17 protein-coding genes are annotated in these 15,942 nt (G+C 74.4%); 7 read left to right on the top strand and 10 right to left on the bottom strand.

What is annotated here, in order from left to right; all coding sequences use genetic code 11:
• Positions 1-4 precede the first annotated feature (4 nt).
• Complete coding sequence (locus tag ACLIN4_RS05640) at positions 5-814, bottom strand: PhzF family phenazine biosynthesis protein (RefSeq protein ID WP_107477631.1); 810 nt, start codon at positions 812-814, stop codon at positions 5-7.
• 149 nt (positions 815-963) lie between these two features.
• On the opposite strand from ACLIN4_RS05640, the gene ACLIN4_RS05635 reads away from it, so the two are divergent.
• Positions 964-1,629, top strand: a complete 666-nt coding sequence (locus ACLIN4_RS05635; protein WP_381914457.1) for a PadR family transcriptional regulator — start codon at positions 964-966, stop codon at positions 1,627-1,629.
• Between the two features lie 81 nt (positions 1,630-1,710).
• Here ACLIN4_RS05635 and ACLIN4_RS05630 read toward each other — a convergent pair whose 3' ends face one another.
• Complete coding sequence (locus ACLIN4_RS05630; protein WP_179342423.1) at positions 1,711-1,899, bottom strand: hypothetical protein; 189 nt, start codon at positions 1,897-1,899, stop codon at positions 1,711-1,713.
• Positions 1,900-2,098: 199 nt separating this feature from the next.
• Between ACLIN4_RS05630 and ACLIN4_RS05625 the strand changes: the two genes are divergently transcribed.
• The 3 genes from ACLIN4_RS05625 (at position 2,099) to ACLIN4_RS05615 (ending at position 4,824) form a co-directional block, all read left to right on the top strand.
• Positions 2,099-2,641, top strand: a complete 543-nt coding sequence (locus tag ACLIN4_RS05625; RefSeq protein ID WP_100044473.1) for a Clp protease N-terminal domain-containing protein — start codon at positions 2,099-2,101, stop codon at positions 2,639-2,641.
• Positions 2,642-2,687: 46 nt separating this feature from the next.
• Positions 2,688-3,692 (top strand): EamA family transporter, encoded by a 1,005-nt coding sequence (locus ACLIN4_RS05620; RefSeq protein ID WP_100044474.1) that lies wholly within the window; start codon positions 2,688-2,690, stop codon positions 3,690-3,692.
• Between the two features lie 187 nt (positions 3,693-3,879).
• Positions 3,880-4,824 carry a DMT family transporter gene (locus ACLIN4_RS05615; protein WP_289907834.1) on the top strand — a complete coding sequence of 315 codons (945 nt, stop codon included), beginning with the start codon at positions 3,880-3,882 and terminating at the stop codon, positions 4,822-4,824.
• Between the two features lie 33 nt (positions 4,825-4,857).
• Here the strand turns inward: ACLIN4_RS05615 and ACLIN4_RS05610 are convergent, their stop codons facing one another.
• Positions 4,858-5,556 carry a pyridoxamine 5'-phosphate oxidase family protein gene (locus ACLIN4_RS05610; RefSeq protein ID WP_100044476.1) on the bottom strand — a complete coding sequence of 233 codons (699 nt, stop codon included), beginning with the start codon at positions 5,554-5,556 and terminating at the stop codon, positions 4,858-4,860.
• Positions 5,557-5,591: 35 nt separating this feature from the next.
• On the opposite strand from ACLIN4_RS05610, the gene ACLIN4_RS05605 reads away from it, so the two are divergent.
• The gene (locus tag ACLIN4_RS05605) at positions 5,592-6,929 is read left to right on the top strand and encodes an aminotransferase class I/II-fold pyridoxal phosphate-dependent enzyme (RefSeq protein ID WP_100044477.1); all 1,338 of its coding nucleotides are present in this window, start codon (positions 5,592-5,594) and stop codon (positions 6,927-6,929) included.
• 50 nt (positions 6,930-6,979) lie between these two features.
• Here the strand turns inward: ACLIN4_RS05605 and ACLIN4_RS05600 are convergent, their stop codons facing one another.
• A complete protein-coding gene (locus ACLIN4_RS05600) occupies positions 6,980-7,948 on the bottom strand; it encodes a DMT family transporter (RefSeq protein ID WP_381914460.1) in 969 nt (322 codons plus the stop codon).
• A 74-nt stretch (positions 7,949-8,022) separates the two neighbouring features.
• Between ACLIN4_RS05600 and ACLIN4_RS05595 the strand changes: the two genes are divergently transcribed.
• On the top strand, positions 8,023-8,925 hold the full coding sequence (locus tag ACLIN4_RS05595) for a LysR family transcriptional regulator (RefSeq protein WP_107477635.1): 903 nt from the start codon (positions 8,023-8,025) through the stop codon (positions 8,923-8,925).
• A gap of 27 nt (positions 8,926-8,952) precedes the next feature.
• Here the strand turns inward: ACLIN4_RS05595 and ACLIN4_RS05590 are convergent, their stop codons facing one another.
• The gene (locus tag ACLIN4_RS05590; RefSeq protein ID WP_107477636.1) at positions 8,953-9,420 is read right to left on the bottom strand and encodes a pyridoxamine 5'-phosphate oxidase family protein; all 468 of its coding nucleotides are present in this window, start codon (positions 9,418-9,420) and stop codon (positions 8,953-8,955) included.
• The gene (locus ACLIN4_RS05585) at positions 9,417-9,905 is read right to left on the bottom strand and encodes a Rieske (2Fe-2S) protein (protein WP_100044480.1); all 489 of its coding nucleotides are present in this window, start codon (positions 9,903-9,905) and stop codon (positions 9,417-9,419) included. The genes ACLIN4_RS05590 and ACLIN4_RS05585 overlap by 4 nt, the downstream gene beginning before the upstream one ends.
• 363 nt (positions 9,906-10,268) lie before the next feature.
• Between ACLIN4_RS05585 and ACLIN4_RS05580 the strand changes: the two genes are divergently transcribed.
• A complete protein-coding gene (locus ACLIN4_RS05580; protein ID WP_411576736.1) occupies positions 10,269-10,964 on the top strand; it encodes an SDR family NAD(P)-dependent oxidoreductase in 696 nt (231 codons plus the stop codon).
• Positions 10,965-11,014: 50 nt separating this feature from the next.
• On the opposite strand, the gene ACLIN4_RS05575 is transcribed toward ACLIN4_RS05580, so the two are convergent.
• The 4 genes from ACLIN4_RS05575 to ACLIN4_RS05560 are packed head-to-tail and all read right to left on the bottom strand — an operon-like array spanning position 11,015 to position 15,870.
• Complete coding sequence (locus tag ACLIN4_RS05575) at positions 11,015-11,695, bottom strand: ATP-binding cassette domain-containing protein (protein WP_107480529.1); 681 nt, start codon at positions 11,693-11,695, stop codon at positions 11,015-11,017.
• Positions 11,692-12,651, bottom strand: a complete 960-nt coding sequence (locus ACLIN4_RS05570; RefSeq protein WP_411575549.1) for an ABC transporter ATP-binding protein — start codon at positions 12,649-12,651, stop codon at positions 11,692-11,694. Before ACLIN4_RS05570 ends, ACLIN4_RS05575 begins: the two co-directional genes overlap by 4 nt.
• Entirely contained in the window at positions 12,620-14,386 is a 1,767-nt protein-coding gene (locus ACLIN4_RS05565) for an ABC transporter permease subunit (protein WP_289907830.1), read from the bottom strand. The genes ACLIN4_RS05570 and ACLIN4_RS05565 overlap by 32 nt, the downstream gene beginning before the upstream one ends.
• On the bottom strand, positions 14,383-15,870 hold the full coding sequence (locus tag ACLIN4_RS05560; RefSeq protein ID WP_107479624.1) for an ABC transporter substrate-binding protein: 1,488 nt from the start codon (positions 15,868-15,870) through the stop codon (positions 14,383-14,385). Before ACLIN4_RS05560 ends, ACLIN4_RS05565 begins: the two co-directional genes overlap by 4 nt.
• Positions 15,871-15,942 lie beyond the last annotated feature (72 nt).

Raw genomic sequence — 15,942 nt, 5'->3', positions numbered from 1 at the left:
CCGGTCACGCCAGCAGTTCGCCCTCGATCACCGTCACCGCGCGGCCGCTCAGCAGCGTGCGCTCGCCGCGCAGTTGCGTGCGGACACGGCCGGAGCGGGGCGAGGCCTGGAGGCCGGTGAGGTCCTGGCTGCCGAGGCGTTCGGACCAGTAGGGGGCGAGGGCCGTGTGGGCGCTGCCGGTGACCGGGTCCTCGTCGATGCCGACGTTCGGGAAGAAGCAGCGCGAGACGTAGTCGTAACCACGGGCGGGGTCCTCCGCACGGGCGGTGGCGATGATGCCCCGCTCGGAGTGCGCGGCCAGGGCCTTGTGGTCCGGGGTCAGACCCCGGACGGTCTTCTCGTCGGCGACCTCGACCAGCAGGTCCCCGAGGTCCGGCCCGGTGTCGAGGACCGCGCGGGGCTCCGCGCCCAGGGCCTCGGCGACCCCCGCCGGGGGCTCGACCGGCGTGAGCGGTGCGGTCGGGAAGTCCAGGGTGATCGAGCCGTCCTCGCCCGGTGACGCGACCAGGACACCGCTGCGGGTCGCGAACCGCACCCGCCCTTCGTGGGCGCCGGTGGTGTGCAGGACGTGGGCCGTGGCGAGCGTCGCGTGGCCGCACATCGCGACCTCGGTGGCCGGGGTGAACCAGCGCAGCGCCCAGTCGGCGTCGCCGCCCTCGGGCAGCCGGTGGGCGAACGCGGTCTCGGCGTGATTGACCTCCAGCGCGACCTTCTGGAGCCGGTCGTCGTCCGGGAAGGCGTCGAGGAGCAGGACTCCGGCGGGGTTGCCGGCGAAGGGCCGGTCGGTGAAGGCGTCGACGATTCGGATGCGCATGCCCCGACGCTAGACGCCCGCCGACACCGCGGACCAAGGCCAATTCCGGAGTACTGGACCGGGGGCTTGCCGGTCGATACGTTCCGATATATCGTTGAGGCATCGCGAACAGTTCGCGACAGATCAACGACTGAATGGGAGTGATCGCAATGCGTACCCACGGACATGAGCGCGGACACGGTGGACACGGCCACGCGCAGGGTGGTTTCGGCGGCCGCGGCGGTTTCGGTGACTTCGAGGGGTTCGACGGGCGGCGTGCCGCCTTCGGCCCGTTCGGTCCGGGCGGCGGTCCCGGCGGTCCCGGCGGCCCCTTCGGACCCGGGTTCGGCCACGGCGGCCCCTGGGGTGGCCGAGGACGCGGCGGCCCCAGGGGCAGGGCCCGGCGCGGAGACGTACGGGCGTCGATCCTGGCCCTGCTGAAGGACCGGCCGATGCACGGCTACGAGATGATCCAGGAGATCGCCGAGCGCAGTGGCGGGGCCTGGAAGCCCAGTCCCGGCTCGGTGTACCCGACCCTCCAGCTGCTGGAGGACGAGGGCCTGATCGCCAGCGAGAGCGAGGGCGGCAAGAAGCTCTTCGCGCTCACCGAGGCCGGCCGCGCCGCCGCGGAGGAGGGCCCCGAGGCGCCCTGGGAGGAGGCTTCGCGGGGCGTCGACTGGGAGGCCCTGAGCGAGATCCGGCAGGCCGGCTTCGGCCTCATGGAAGCCTTCGGGCAGGTCTGGAAGACCGGCAGCAAGGAGCAGCGGGAGAAGGCCCTCGCCGTCATCGGTGACGCCCGCAAGAAGCTGTACCTGATCCTCGCCGACGAGGACTGACCGCCGAAGGTCCCGTGCCCCGCGGAGCGATCCGCGGGGCACGCTTCCGTGCGGGCGGTTCGGCCGGCCCGTGCCGGCGGTTCAGTCGACCCGCCGTATCACCGCCGTGTCGAAGACGTCCCACGCGCGCGGGAAGGCGCTCTCGTCGTGGCAGTGCCACGCCTCCCAGAACAGGTCGGCGTGCAGCGCCTCCTCGGGGGCGTACACCCGGTACACGTACTGCCGGCCGTCGACGGCGGGCAGGGCCACGAGCCAGCAGCTGCTCCTCATACCCCGGTTGGACCCGCGACGGTACCCTTCGGTTGCCCAGGAGGGCGCGCGGCGAAGCGGCGCCCGCTCGGCGGGGCGAAACGGCCTGATCTCATCCGTAAGGAGGAGATTCCGGCCGGGCGGGTCCACTCTGCGTGGGACGCCGAAATGCTTCCTTTCGGGGATGACCCGGCCCTCCGGGGCTGATGAGGTGGGGGATGTGCAACCCCGTATCCCCCGGCAGTCGGCCGGCGAGCAAGGCGTCCGGCCCTCGGACGGTACCGATGCCGATGCCCGGTTCAGTCCGGAACTCGCCTCGGTGGTCTCGGGCGCCCGCCGCAGAGCGGTGCGGGACGGCGACCGGCAGATCGACACCGCCCACCTGCTGCACTCCCTCCTGGAGTACGACCCGGAGGCCCGTGCCCTCCTCGGCGACGGTCCGCAGATCGCCCGGCTGCTCGGCTACCTCGTGCAGCGCAGCATCGGCTACGGCCTGCGCTGGCAGAGCAGCGTGGAGGATTCCGGCGCCGTGCCCGTGGTGACCCGGGGCGCCGGCTTCTCGCCCCTGGCCGCCGCGGCCATGGAGGAGGCCTGTGCGCGCGCAGCCCGGCGCGGGCTGACCCGGGCCTGCGGCGTCGATCTGCTCGCCGCCCTGGTCGCCGACCCGCAGGCGCGCGCCGTCGAGGTGCTCGGCCGGGCCGCCGTCGAACCGCGCACGGTGCTGGCCCGGGTGGCGGACCATCTGGGCACGTCCAGTCGGTGAGACAGGTGTCATCGGGGGTGACGCTCATGTCGGCCCCTGTCATCATGTGCCGGTGCATACGTCTGACAGTGCCCGCGGCAGCAGCGGGAAGGGTGCCGGGCTCGGCCTGGCGCTCGTGTCCGCGGTCGCCTTCGGCGGGTCCGGGGTCGCGGCCAAGCCGCTGATCGAGGCGGGACTCGACCCGCTCCACGTGGTCTGGCTGCGCGTGGCCGGCGCGGCCCTGGTGATGCTGCCGCTCGCCGTGCGCCACCGTGCTCTGCTGCGCCGCAGGCCCGCGCTGCTCGCCGGGTTCGGGCTCTTCGCCGTGGCCGGTGTCCAGGCCTGCTACTTCGCGGCGATCTCCCGCATCCCCGTGGGGGTCGCGCTGCTCGTCGAGTACCTGGCACCGGCCCTGGTGCTCGGCTGGGTGCGGTTCGTGCAGCGGCGGCCGGTGACGCGGGCCGCGGCGGTCGGGGTGGTCCTCGCGGTCGGCGGGCTCGCCTGTGTGGTGGAGGTCTGGTCGGGTCTCGGATTCGACGCCCTCGGTCTGCTGCTCGCGCTCGGTGCCGCCTGCTGCCAGGTCGGCTACTTCGTCCTGTCGGACCAGGGCAGCGACGCCGGCGACGAGGCCCCCGACCCGCTCGGTGTCATCGCCTACGGCCTGCTCGTCGGGGCCGCCGTGCTCACCGTCGTCGCCCGTCCCTGGTCGATGGACTGGTCCGTCCTCGCGCACGACGCCCCCATGGACGGCACCCCCGTCGCCGCGGCCCTGCTGCTGGCCTGGATCGTGCTCATCGCCACCGTCCTCGCCTACGTCACCGGTGTGGTCGCCGTGCGCCGGCTGTCGCCGCAGGTCGCCGGAGTCGTGGCCTGCCTCGAAGCGGTCGTCGCGACCGTCCTGGCCTGGGTGCTGCTCGGCGAGCACCTCTCCGCCCCGCAGATCGTCGGCGGTGTCGTGGTGCTGGTGGGCGCCTTCATCGCCCAGTCGTCGACGCCGGCCAAGGGTTCCCCCGACCCGGTGGCGAGCGGCGGACCGGAGCGGGAGTTGTCCGGCCGGGGCCGGTCGGCCTAAGGTGCGGATCATGCATTCCGACGCACTCGTCCTGCCGCCTCCGGCCGCCTGAGGCGGGCCCTGTGATCAGCCCGGCGCGCTGTCGCCGGGCCGGACGGTGCTGCCCGCAGACGCAGTCCCCGCGCCCCCGGTCGTCCCGGGGCCGTTCCGAACTCCCGCGCCCTGTGCGCGTCTGCGGAGAGAACTCGTGTCGAATGCCGTTACCGGCCTGCCCGTCGGGCGTGGCCTCCTCTATCTGATCGTCGCCGGTGTCGCCTGGGGTACCGCCGGTGCCGCCGCCTCGCTGGTCTACCGGGCCAGCGACATGGGGCCCGTCGCCCTGTCGTTCTGGCGCTGTGCCATCGGGCTCCTGCTGCTGCTCGCCGCCCGCCCGCTGAGCGCCCGCCGCGCACGCACCGCCGTGCGCGAGTCGTTCGCCCGCAAGACGCTGCGGGCCTTGGTCACCGGGCTCGGCCTGGCGGTGTTCCAGACCGCCTACTTCGCCGCGGTGCAATCCACCGGCCTCGCCGTGGCCACCGTCGTCACGCTCGGCGCCGGCCCGGTGCTGATCGCGCTCGGCGCGCGCCTCGCCCTCGGGGAGCGACTGGGACGGGGCGGAGCGGCGGCCGTGGCCGGGGCCCTCGCCGGGCTGACGGTGCTCGTCCTCGGCGGGGGAAGCACCACCGTGCGCCTGTCCGGGGTGCTCCTCGCGCTGCTGTCCGCGGCCGGGTACTCGGTGATGACCCTGCTCACCCGCTGGTGGGGGCGCGACGGCGGGGCGGACGCGGCCAGTACGTCCGTCGGGGCGTTCGCCGTGACCAGCCTGTGCCTGCTGCCGCTCGCCCTGGCGGAGGGGCTGGTGCCGCACACCGCGGACCCGGTCCGGCTCCTGTGGCTCCTGGCGTACGTCGCGGCCGTGCCGACCGCCCTCGCCTACGGGCTCTACTTCGCCGGCGCGGCCGTCGTCCGGTCCGCCACCGTCTCGGTGATCATGCTCCTCGAGCCGGTCAGCGCGGCGGTGCTCGCAGTCCTGCTGCTCGGTGAGCACCTCACCGCGGCGACACTGGCCGGCACGCTGCTGATGCTCGGCTCGGTGGCGGGGCTCGCGGTGGCGGAGACCCGTGAGGCGAGGGCGCGGCCGGCCGCGGCGTGACGTCGGAGGCCTCCCGTCCGGGAGGCCTCCCCCTTATCCGGCCGTTGCCGTCAGATAGCCGGGCAGCTCGGTGCCGGCGTCCAGGCCGGGGTCGGCGACCGGGGCGTCGTAGCCTTTGCGCAGCGGCAGGAGGCCGGCCCAGTGCGGGAGGGCGAGGTCCTCGGGTTCGTCGTTGACACCGCCGGTGCGGAGCTTGGCGGAGACCTCGTTCAGATCGAGGCGGATCACGGCGGTGGCGGCCAGCTCCTTCTTGTTGGCCGGCCGGGAGTCCCGGGAACGGCCGGGCACGACGTGGTCGACCAGGGCGTCCAGGGCCGTGCGCTTCTCCTGAGGGTCCGTCACGTCGTACGCGGTGCCGTGCACCACCACCGACCGGTAGTTGATCGAGTGGTGGAAGGCCGAGCGGGCCAGCACCAGCGCGTCCACGTGCGTCACCGTCAGGCAGACCGGCAGCCCCGGGTCGGCGGCGCCCGTCATGCGCAGCGGGCGCGATCCCGTCGAACCGTGCACGTAGAGCCGCTCGCCGACCCGGCCGTAGAGCGTCGGAAGCACCACCGGCGCGCCGTCGCGGACGAAGCCGAGATGGCAGACGTAGCCCTCGTCGAGTATCGAGTGCACCAGCTCCTTGTCGTACGAGGCCCGCTCGGCGGAGCGGGTGGGGACGGTGCGGTCGGTGGGCCGGTAGGTGGTGCCGGGCTGCGTCGGCGGGTGCGTCTCCGTGGTCCCCTGCATGGTGTTCTCCATTGTACTAGTGCATAATTGGCTTTGTGCTAGGAGAGTATCGGATCACAGGGCGGGGCGCAGCGGAGATTTCCGCGAGCGTCGAGCGTGCGGTGGGCTCCGGGGAGCTGGAGCCGGGGCAACCGCTGCCGCCGATGCGGGAGTTGGCCGAGCGGCTGGGCGTGAACCCGAACACCGTCGCCGCCGCCTACCGCACCCTGCGCGAGCGCGGGGTCATCGAGACGGCCGGCCGCCGGGGCAGCAGAGTGCGCGCGAAGCCGGCCACCACCGGACGCGAGTTCATCCGGGTCGACGTGCCGGAGGGCGTGCGGGACGTCTCCGACGGCAACCCGGACCCGGCGCTGCTGCCCGCGCTGGGCCCGGCGTTCGCCGCGGCGGCCGAGCAGGGCGACCGGGAGCCGGTGCTGTACGGGAGCGCGCCCGTGGAGGCGGACCTGGTGCGCCTCGCGCGCGCTGAACTCGACGCCGACGGGGTGCCGGACGGGCCCGTGGCCGTCACGTCCGGGTCGCTGGACGCCATGGAGCGGGTCCTGGCGGCCCACCTGAGGCCGGGTGACGCCGTCGCCGTCGAGGACCCGGGCTGGGGCAGCCTCCTCGACCTCGTCCCCGCGCTCGGCCTGCGCACGGTCGCCGTCGGCGTCGACGACGAGGGGCCGCTGACCGACGACGTGCACCGGGCCCTGACGGCCGGCGCCCGCGCCCTGGTCGTCACGGACCGCGCGCAGAACCCGACGGGCGCCGCGGTGAGCGCCGCACGCGCCCGCGCCCTGCGTGCGGTGCTCCGCGAGCACCCGCGGACCCTGCTGATCGAGGACGACCACGGCCACCGCATCGTCGACCTCCCCCTGCACCCCCTCGCCGGCACGACGCACCACTGGGCCCTCGTCCGCTCCGCCGCCAAGGCCTACGGGCCCGACCTGCGTCTCGCGGTGCTCACCGGGGACGCCGTCACGCTCGACCGGGTGCGCGGGCGGCAGGGCCTGGGCCCCGGCTGGGTCAGCCGCATCACCCAGCGTGCCGTGGCCCGGCTGTGGGCCGACGGCTCGGTGGACACGCCCGCCGTGGCGGCGGCGTACGGACGACGCCGGGACGCGCTGCTCGGCGCGCTCGCCGACCGGGACATCGCCGCGTACGGGCGCAGCGGCATGAACGTGTGGATCCCGGTGCCGGACGAGACCGGCGCCGTCGCCCGGCTGCTGCAGGCCGGCTGGGCCGTCGCCCCCGGCGCGCGCTTCCGCGTGAGCGCGCCGCCCGGTGTCCGGATCACCGTATCGACGCTCGGGGAGGGGGACGTCGAGCCGCTGGCGGACGCGGTCGCGTCGGCGCTGGGGCCGGGCGCGGGGTGGCTGCGCAACCGGGCCTGACGCGTGGGGCGGCTCGTTCCGTCCCGGGCAGGTCGCCGTGTCCGGCCCGTCTACGTCAACGCCTTCCGACGCTCCCGCGTCCGCCCGGCCCGCTCCCCGGTGTCCGTCGCCCGCCTCGGCCGCGCCTGGGTCAGCGCGGCGCCCGCCAGGACGATCACCGCGCCGACCGGCGTCGACCAGGACAGGGACTCGCCGAGGAGCACGACGCCCGCGGCCGTGGCGATGACGGGCGTGAAGTACGTGACCATCTGGGCCGTCGTCGGACCGATCTCGGCGACCAGGTCGTACTGGATCAGGAAGGCGAGCCCGGTGCCCAGGGTGCCCAGCGCCGCGACCGCCAGCAGGGGCATGACCGGGAACCGGGTCGGCATGGTCGTGAACAGCGGTGTCACGACCGCCAGTTGGAGCGTGGCGAGTCCCAGTTGGGCGCCGGTCAGGGAAAGGTGGGAGTGGCTGGAGCCGGCCAGCGTGCGGCGCACGTAGATCCAGCCGACCGGATAGCTGAGCGAGGCCAGCAGCGCCAGCGCCGTGCCCGTGACGTCCAGCCCGTGGAAGCCCTGCCAGACACCCAGCACCGTGAGGACGCCGAGGAAGCCGATGCCCAGGCCCGCCACCCGGCGCCGGGTCGGCCGGTCCTCCGACAGGGCGACCAGCGAGAGGGCCATGCCCCACAGCGGCGACGTCGCGTTGCAGATGCCCGCGAGGGACGACGGGATGGTCAGCTCGGAGAAGGCGAACAGGGAGAACGGCAGCGCGTTCAACAGGAACCCGGCGACCGCCAGATGCGCCCAGGTCCACACCCCGCGCGGCAGTCGCTCCCGTTTCACCGCCATCGCCACGGCCACCACCGCCGTACCGGACACCAGTCGCCCCAGCGTGACCTGGAACGGGGCGAACGCCTCGGTACCCACCTTCATGAAGAGGAAGCTGAAGCCCCAGACGAGGGAGAGGAGCCCGAAACGCAGCCGCCAGTCGACGGCGCGCCGGACTGCGGGGGAGGAGGTGACACCGCTGCTCATGCGGTCAACGATGGTGCAGCCGTCCTCGTAGCACAATCGAGATTTCCCACCGGATATCTCGTAGCATCGCTTACATGTTGAACCTGGAGCGCCTGCGCACCCTCGACGCCCTGGCCCGGCACGGATCGGTCAGCGGCGCCGCGGCGGGACTGCACATCACCACCTCCGCCGTCTCCCAGCAGTTGGCCAAACTGGAGCGCGAGGCCGGACAGCGGCTGCTCGCCAAGAACGGGCGCGGCGTACGGCTCACGGACGCGGGCCGGCTGCTCGCCGAGCACGCGGCGCGCATCCTCTCCCAGGTCGAGCTGGCCCAGGCCGACCTGGAGGCGCAGCGGGGCCAGGTGGCGGGCGAGCTACGGCTGTCGGCGTTCCCGACGGCCGCCCGGGGACTGTTCCCCACGGCGCTGGCCGCCCTGCGGGCCGAGCATTCCGCGCTGCGCATCCGCTCGTGCGAGCTGGAACCGGAACGCGGCGTCAGCGGCGTGGTGCGCGGCGACCTCGACCTGGCCGTCGTGCTCGACTGGTACAACAAGCCGATGCCGCTGCCCGACGGTCTGGTCAAGGCACCGCTCCTGGACGACCCCGCCGACGTGGCCATGCCGGTCGGCCACCCGCTCGCGGGCCGGGACGAGGTGGACCTCGCAGAGTTCGCCGAGGACGAGTGGATCACGTGGGGAGAGGGCGAGTTCTGCCACGAGTGGCTCATGTTCACCCTGCGCTCGAAGGGCATCGAGCCGATCATCGGCCACCGGGCCGCCGAGACCCACACCCAGCTCGGCCTGGTCGCCGCGGGGCTCGGCGTGTGCATCGCCCCGCTGCTCGGCCGCCATCCGATGCCCGAGGGAGTCCTCACCGTGCCGCTCAGGCAGCGGGTGCGCCGGCACGTGTACGTCGTCTGGCGCGCGGACGCCGACCGCCGCCCGTCGATCAGGGCGGCGGTTCAGGCGCTGCGGACGGCGGCGGAAGGGCTCGGCTGAGGGGCGCCGCGCGGGAACTGCCGGGCCCTACCGTGACGCCAGTTTGCGGAAGTCCCAGGAGACGACCTTCTCCGGCGTCAGCCGCAGCCAGGCGTGACGGCCGTCGTGCGGCATCTCCTCCAGGCGGAAGTTCTTGCGGGCGAACAGCGTCTCCGGGAAGTCGAGTTCGGCGCACAGCCCGCCCGTGCGCGGCGCCTCGCCCACGAACGTCACCCGGCCGGACAGCTCCGCGCCCCGCAACTCGTCGTACTCCTCGCCGGTGTCGACCACGATCGCCACCCGGGGATCGCGGCGCAGGTCCGCCCAGCGCCGGCTGCGCACGACCGAGTACAGCCACATGGAGGAGCCGTCCCAGGCGAACCAGAGCGTGCTCACGTGCGGGGTGCCGTCGGCCGAGACCGTGGCGACGCGGCAGGTGCGCTGGGTGGTGAGGAAGGCGTCCAGCTCACCGGGCGTCATCATGATCTTCCGGCCCCGGCGCTGAGCGGCGGTCATCCGGTCAGCCGGATAGAGTCCCCGCTGACCGTGATCCGCACGGCCGGCAGCGGCTTGGTCGCCGGACCGCCCTGCACGCTGCCGTCGGTGATCGAGAAGTTGCTGTTGTGACAGGGGCAGTTGATGACGCCGTCGGCCACGCTCTTCACGGCGCACCCCTGGTGCGTGCATGTGGCGGAGAACGCCTTGAACTCGCCCGCCGTCGGCTGGGTGACCACCACCTTGCGGTCGGCGAAGACCTTCCCGCCGCCCTCGGGGATGTCGGCGGTCGCCGCGAGCGCGGCCCCGGCCTCCTCCCCGCCGCCCGACTCCCCACCGCCCGCGTCCTGGGAGGCGGGCGGCGAGCCGGCGCTACCGGTGTCGCCCGACGCGTCGTCGTCCGAGCCCGAGCACGCCGTCAGCGCGACGGCGAGCCCCGCCGCTCCGGCCGCCGCCACGACGGTACGACGGGCCGGTCCCGCGGGGTGAAACGGTGCGCTGGTCATGCTGGGGTTCCTTCCGGGTGGATGCGTGATGATCTGCCGAGAGGTACGGCCCAGGGGCACATGCTGTTCAGACCGTGCCGAGATGCTGTCGCGTCGGCGGTCGGACGGGCGTAAAACACGGCTGTCGATTCGCTGTCGGCCCTTTGCCCGGCATGGTCAGGTCATGCCCGCGCGGCGTCGGCGACGCTCGCGATCACTGCGGTGCGCCGTCACCCGACGGACGGGTGTCCGTCCCTCCGGCGCGGGCCCACGCGCGCCCCTCCAACTGCTCGATGCCGTGGTTGAACTCGATCATCAGGGTGAGGAACAGCTGGGTCCGTTCGGCACTCCGCCCCGCGGCCTCGATCAGCTGGGCGGTCCCAGATCGGCGGCACCATCACGCGGCTGTTCGTCGCCCGTGGCGCCCGGGTCGTCGTCGACCTCCAGGAGGAGGCCGGGCAGGCGATCGCCGAGGAGCTGGGCGACGCCGTCGTCTTCCTGCGGGGCGACGTGGCCGACCGGAAGGTCGCCGACACCGCCGTGGCCACCGCCGTCGAGCGGTTCGGCTCCCTGGACGTACTGGTGAACAACGCGAGCGTGTCGCGGCAGAAGCCGTTCGAGGAGCAGACGGACGACGACTGGGCCCTCGCGATGGACACCGGCCTGTACGCGACCCGCAACTTCATGCTGGCCGCCCTGCCGGAGCTGAAGAAGACCGGCAACGCCTCCGTCATCAACTTCGGCTCCGGCGCGGGTCTGAACGGGCAGCCGAACCAGGCGTCGTACGCGGCGGCGAAGGAAGCGATCCGAGGTCTGAGCCGGGTGGCCGCCAACGAATGGGCCCCCTTCAACATCCGGGTCAACGTGGTCTGCCCGATGGCCCTGACGCCCGGCGTCGCCCAGTGGGCCGAGGCCCGCCCCGAGCAGTACGCCCAGTCCGCGGCCATGGTGCCGCTGGGCCGTTTCGGCGACCCCGACCGGGACGTCGCCCCCGTCGTCGCCTTCCTCGCCGGCGACGACGCGCGGTACATGACCGGGCGGACGGTGATGGCCGACGGCGGGTCCGTCAAGCTGCGCTGAACGGCGTGCACGGTCACCGGTGCGCGCCGGCCCGATTCCCGTCGCGGACGTCAGGCGGGGACGGCGCGTCCGTCCCGCATCTCGACCACCCGGTCCGCGAAGTGCCGTACCACCGCACGGTCGTGGCAGATGAACAGGTAGCCGAGGCCCAGGTCGTCCTGCAGGTCGGAGAGCAGGTTCAGCACGCCGGCCCGCACGGACGCGTCGAGCGCCGACACCGGCTCGTCGAGGACGAGCAGTCGCGGCCGGGAGGCCAGGGCGCGGGCGATTCCGGCCCGTTGGCACTGGCCTCCGGAGAGTTCGTGCGGGCGCCGGTCTCCGTACGACGGGTCGAGGCCGACCCGGTCGAGCAGTTCGGCCACGCGGGCGGGACCGTCGGTTCGGTTCCAGGTGCCCTGGACCTTGAGCGGCTCGGCCACCGCGTCGCGGATGCGGTGGCGAGGGCTCAGGGAGCCGTAGGGGTCCTGGAAGACCGGCTGCATGCGCGGGCGCAGCGGGCGCAGTTCCCGTTCCGTCAGGGTCGTCAGCTCCCGGCCCTCGAAACGGACCTTCCCGCCGTCGGGCCGGCGCAGCCGGAGCACCGCGAGGGCCGTGGAGGACTTGCCGCAGCCCGAGGGGCCGTTGAGGGCGAGGGTCTCACCCGCGTCCAGCGTGAACGAGAGACGGTCCACGGCGGTCACCGGGCCGTAGCGGACGACGAGGTCGCGGACGTCCAGCAAGGGGCTGTTCACACGAACTCCCTGAGAGGGTCGGACAGGTCATCGGCGTGATGGCAGGCGACCAGGCGTCCGTCCACGGCCCGCGCCTCGGGCTCGTGGTCGCGGCACGCGGCCGTCGCCAGGGGGCAGCGCGGTGCGAAGGCGCAGCCCGGACCGAGGGCGTCCGGCGCGGGCGGGGTGCCGGGGAGCGCCGGCAACCGGTGGCGCCGGGGGCCGTCCTGCGGGAGCGAGGCCAGCAGGCCCGCCGTGTAGGGGGCGCGCGGGCGACCGAGGACCTGCCCGGCCGGGCCGACCTCGGCCGCCCGGCCCGCGTACATCACCAGGACGCGGTCCGCGTGTTCCCGTACGACCTCCAGGTCATGCGTGACGAGCACCAGCGCGGCGCCGACCGCCTCCCGCTGCTCCGCGAGCACCCGCAGCACCTGCTCGCGGCGCTCCTCGTCCAGCGCGGTGGTCGGTTCGTCGGCGACGACGACGTCGGGCTCGTTGACCGTCGCCATGGCGATCACCGCGCGCTGCCGCATGCCGCCCGAGTACTCGTGCGGGTAGGCCCGCGCCCGGCGCGCGGCGTCCGGGATGCCGACCCGGTCCAGCGCCGCCACGGCCACGGCGCGCGCCCGACCGCGGGACAGGCGCCGCACCGACCGTACGGCGGCGGCGAGCTGGTCGCCCACCGGGTGGACGGGGGAGAGCGCGGACAGGGCGTCCTGCGGAACGAGGGTGATCCCGCGCCCGCGTTCGGCGGCGAGATCGGCGGAGCCCCGCAACCGTACGCTGCCGGCGGTCGTCGCGCCCCGCGGCACCATGCCGAGCAGCGCCCGCGCGGTGAGGGACTTGCCCGCGCCCGACTCCCCGACGAGGGCGAACACCTCGCGTGCCCGGACGTCGAAGGACAGTCTGCGGACCGCCTCCACGGGGCCGAACGCGACCCGCAGGTCACGCACCGACAGCAGTGCCTCGGACGACATGGGCGGTCTCCTTCCGTACGGTGCGGCCGGTCGCGCGCCGGGCTGACCGGCCCTGCGCGTACGCCGCCCCCGACACGGCGAGACCTGCCAGCAGGGCCAGTGCCACGGCCGGGGCGAGGGCGGCCCAGGGGGCGCGTTCGATGTAGGCGCGGGACTCGTCGAGGAGCAGCCCCCACTCGGGGGTGGGCGGCTGGGCGCCCAGGCCCAGGAAGCCCAGGGAGGCGAGGGCGAGGGCGATGCCGGGCAGGCGCAGCAGGGCATGGCGTGCGACCGGGGCCGCGACGGACGGCAGGACGTGCCGGGTGAGGATCCACAGCGGCGGTGCCCCGATGGCGCGTTGGGCGGTCAGGAACGCCGACGCCCGCACCTCCTGCACCAGCGCCGCCGCGTGCGCCGCCAGGGGCGGCCAGGAGATCAGCGCGACGGCGAGGGCGGCGCCGCCGGTTCCGGGGCCGGCCGCCGCCGCGACCAGGATGCCGACGATCACGGGCGGCAGCGCGTTGGCGATGTCCGCCGCGCCCGCCGCGACGCCGGGCAGGAAGCCGAGCGCCAGCCCGGCCAGCAGGCTCAGCAGGCAGACGGCCGCCGCCGTACCGACCGTGGAGGCGGCCCCGTGCCCGAGCCGGGCCAGTACGTCCCGGCCGAGCCCGTCGGTGCCCAGCGGGTACGCCCACGAGGGCGACGCCAGCCGGGCCGTGGTGTCCACCGCGTACGGGTCGCGCAGCAGGCCCCAGCCGATCGCCGTCAGCAGTACGGCGGCGAGGACGGCCGGAATCGCCGGGTGTGCCCGGACCGGACGGGCCGGGGGCAGCGCGAGCCCGGCGTCGCGCAGGGCGGGGCCCAGCAGTCGGCGCCGTACGAGGGCGGCCAGCGCGCCGGTGACCAGGCCCAGGGCGAGGAGGGCGAGGACCGCGCCCTGGAGCAGCGGCAGGTCCTGCGACTTGGCCGCGCCCAGCGCGGTACGCCCGATGCCGGGCACCGCGAACACGGCCTCCACCGCGACCGCGCCGCCCGTCAGGCCGACGGCGACCATCCCGAACTGCGGGACCAGCGGCGGAAGCACGCGGCGCAGGGCGGCGGCCGAGATCCGGGCACGGCTCACTCCCGCGCCCCGCCACAGCTCCACCCACCGTTCGTCCAGCACGGCGGGCAGCGCGTCCGCGACGAGCCGGCCGAGCAGGCCGCCCGCCGGGACGCCGAGCGCGAGGGCCGGCAGGACCATGTACTCGGGCCCCTGCCAGCCGGACGTCGGCAGCCACCCCAGCCACACTCCGCACACCAGCAGCGCCACGGTGGCCAGGAGGAACTCGGGCACGGCGGCGGCCATGGCGGCGAACGCCCCGGCCGACTCCCGCCCCCGCACCAGTACGGGTGTCACCAACGCCACGGCCAGCAGCACCGCCACGGTCAGCGCGGCGGCCATCAGGCCCAGCGACACCTGGAGCCCGGAGACGACCGACGGCAGGATGTCCGTCCCCGACACCCACGACGTGCCGAGGTCGCCACGGACCAGCCCGGCCGCCCAGTCGCCGAGCAGGGAGAGCGGTCCGGCGTCCAGTCCCAGGTCCCGGCGGATCGCGGACAGCGCCTCCTCGGTCGGCTCCTGCTCGGCGGACCGGGCGCGCAGCACGGTCAGGGCCGGGTCCCGGCCGGAGAGCCAGGGCAGCAGGCCGACGGCGGCCAGCACGGCGAGCAGGGAGACGGCGCGGGTCGCCCCCGCTGCGAACCGCCTCACTTGACGTGCGTGTCGAGCGTGACCAGCTCCCGCTCGCGCGGGTCGTGGGCCGCGCCGACGACGTCGGCGGCGTCGCCCTGGATCACGCGCTCGTGGAGCATGGGCACGGCCGCGTCGGTGGCGAGCACGGCGGCCTCGGCCTCGACGACCGCCTGTCGGCGGGCGTCACCCGTCGGCGTGGCGCCCGCCTTGTGCAGGGCCTTGTCCACAGCCGGGTCGGCGAGCTGGGAGATGTTGAAGGAGCCGTCGGAGGCGAAGTCGCTGTAGAGGTACGCGGCCGGGTCGCCGGAGTCGAGCACGGTGGCCCGGGAGAGGATGAACGCGTCGAACGCGCCCGCCAGGGCGTCGGACTCGATGTTGGCGTACTCGCGGACCTCCAGCTTCACCCGGAACCCGGCCTTCTCCAGCTGCTGTTGCAGCGCGGCGGCCACCTCGGGCAGCTCGGCCCGGTCGGTGAACGTGCCGATGGTGACGGCCCGGCCCGCCGGATCGCCCGCCTCCGCGCGCCGCACCGGCTCGCGCAGGCCGGCCGCCCACGGCAGCGCGGGCCCGAGCAGCCCCTCGGCCACGTCCGCCCTGCCCTCGTACACGCCCTTCACGATCGACTCGGCGTCGATCGCCTCCCGGGCCGCGGCCCGCAGCGCCGGGTCCTTGAAGGCGCCCTTCTCCGTGTTGAGGTACAGGGTGTTGGTGCGCGGCATCGGGACTTCGGTGATCAGCTCCTCGTCCAGCAGCGCGGCCTGCGAGACGGGCACCGCCTCGACTATGTCGGCCTCGCCGCTGCGCAGGGCGGCGGCGCGGGCGGTGCCGTCCGGCACGAACGTCACGTCGATGCCGGGAGCCTTGGCCGTACCGCCCCAGTAGTCGTCGTAGCGGTCGAGGGCGGCGGAGGACGTGCCGTTGACCTCGGTCAGCTCGAAGGGGCCGGTGCCGGCGCCGACCGGGTTCACCGTCTTCCCCCGGTACGCCTTCGCCGCGAGGATCGACAGCTGCGGGGAGCTGAGCCGCTGCGGGACCAGGGGGTCCTCCTCGGCGGTGGTGACGACCACGGTGCCGGCCTGGCCCGCCTTCACGGTCAGCTCGACGCCGTCGAGGATGCGGGGCTTGGGGGAGGCGCCCGCGGCCCGGGTGAGGGAACGGACCACGGCCTCGGCGGTCAGCTCGGTGCCGTCGTGGAAGGTGACACCTTCGCGGAGGGTGAAGGTCCAGCTCCGGCCGGACTGCTTCCACCCGGTGGCGAGCGCGGGCTCGGCGTCGCCGTCCGCGTCCAGCTTCACGAGCGTCTCCGCCGTCGACCAGCGCGACAGCTTGAAGGCGTCGTCGGAGAGCGGGGACAGGCCCGAACGCGGCGGCTGCATCATCGCCACACGGATGCGCTCGCCCGCGTCGGCGCCGGTGGCCTCCGTGGACGCGAAGCAGCCGGTGAGCAGGGCGGAGGCGGCGAGTGCCGCCGGGAGAGGCAGGAGACGGGCAGGGACGCGCACGGGTCACTCCGGGTAAAGGGCCGGTCAATGGTTGAGCGTGCGACGACCGTAGCACGATGACAATCGTTTTCA

This window comes from Streptomyces mutabilis, from assembly GCF_046628145.1.
Lineage (GTDB): Bacteria > Actinomycetota > Actinomycetes > Streptomycetales > Streptomycetaceae > Streptomyces > Streptomyces mutabilis.
This window is presented reverse-complemented; position numbering and strand designations above follow the sequence as displayed.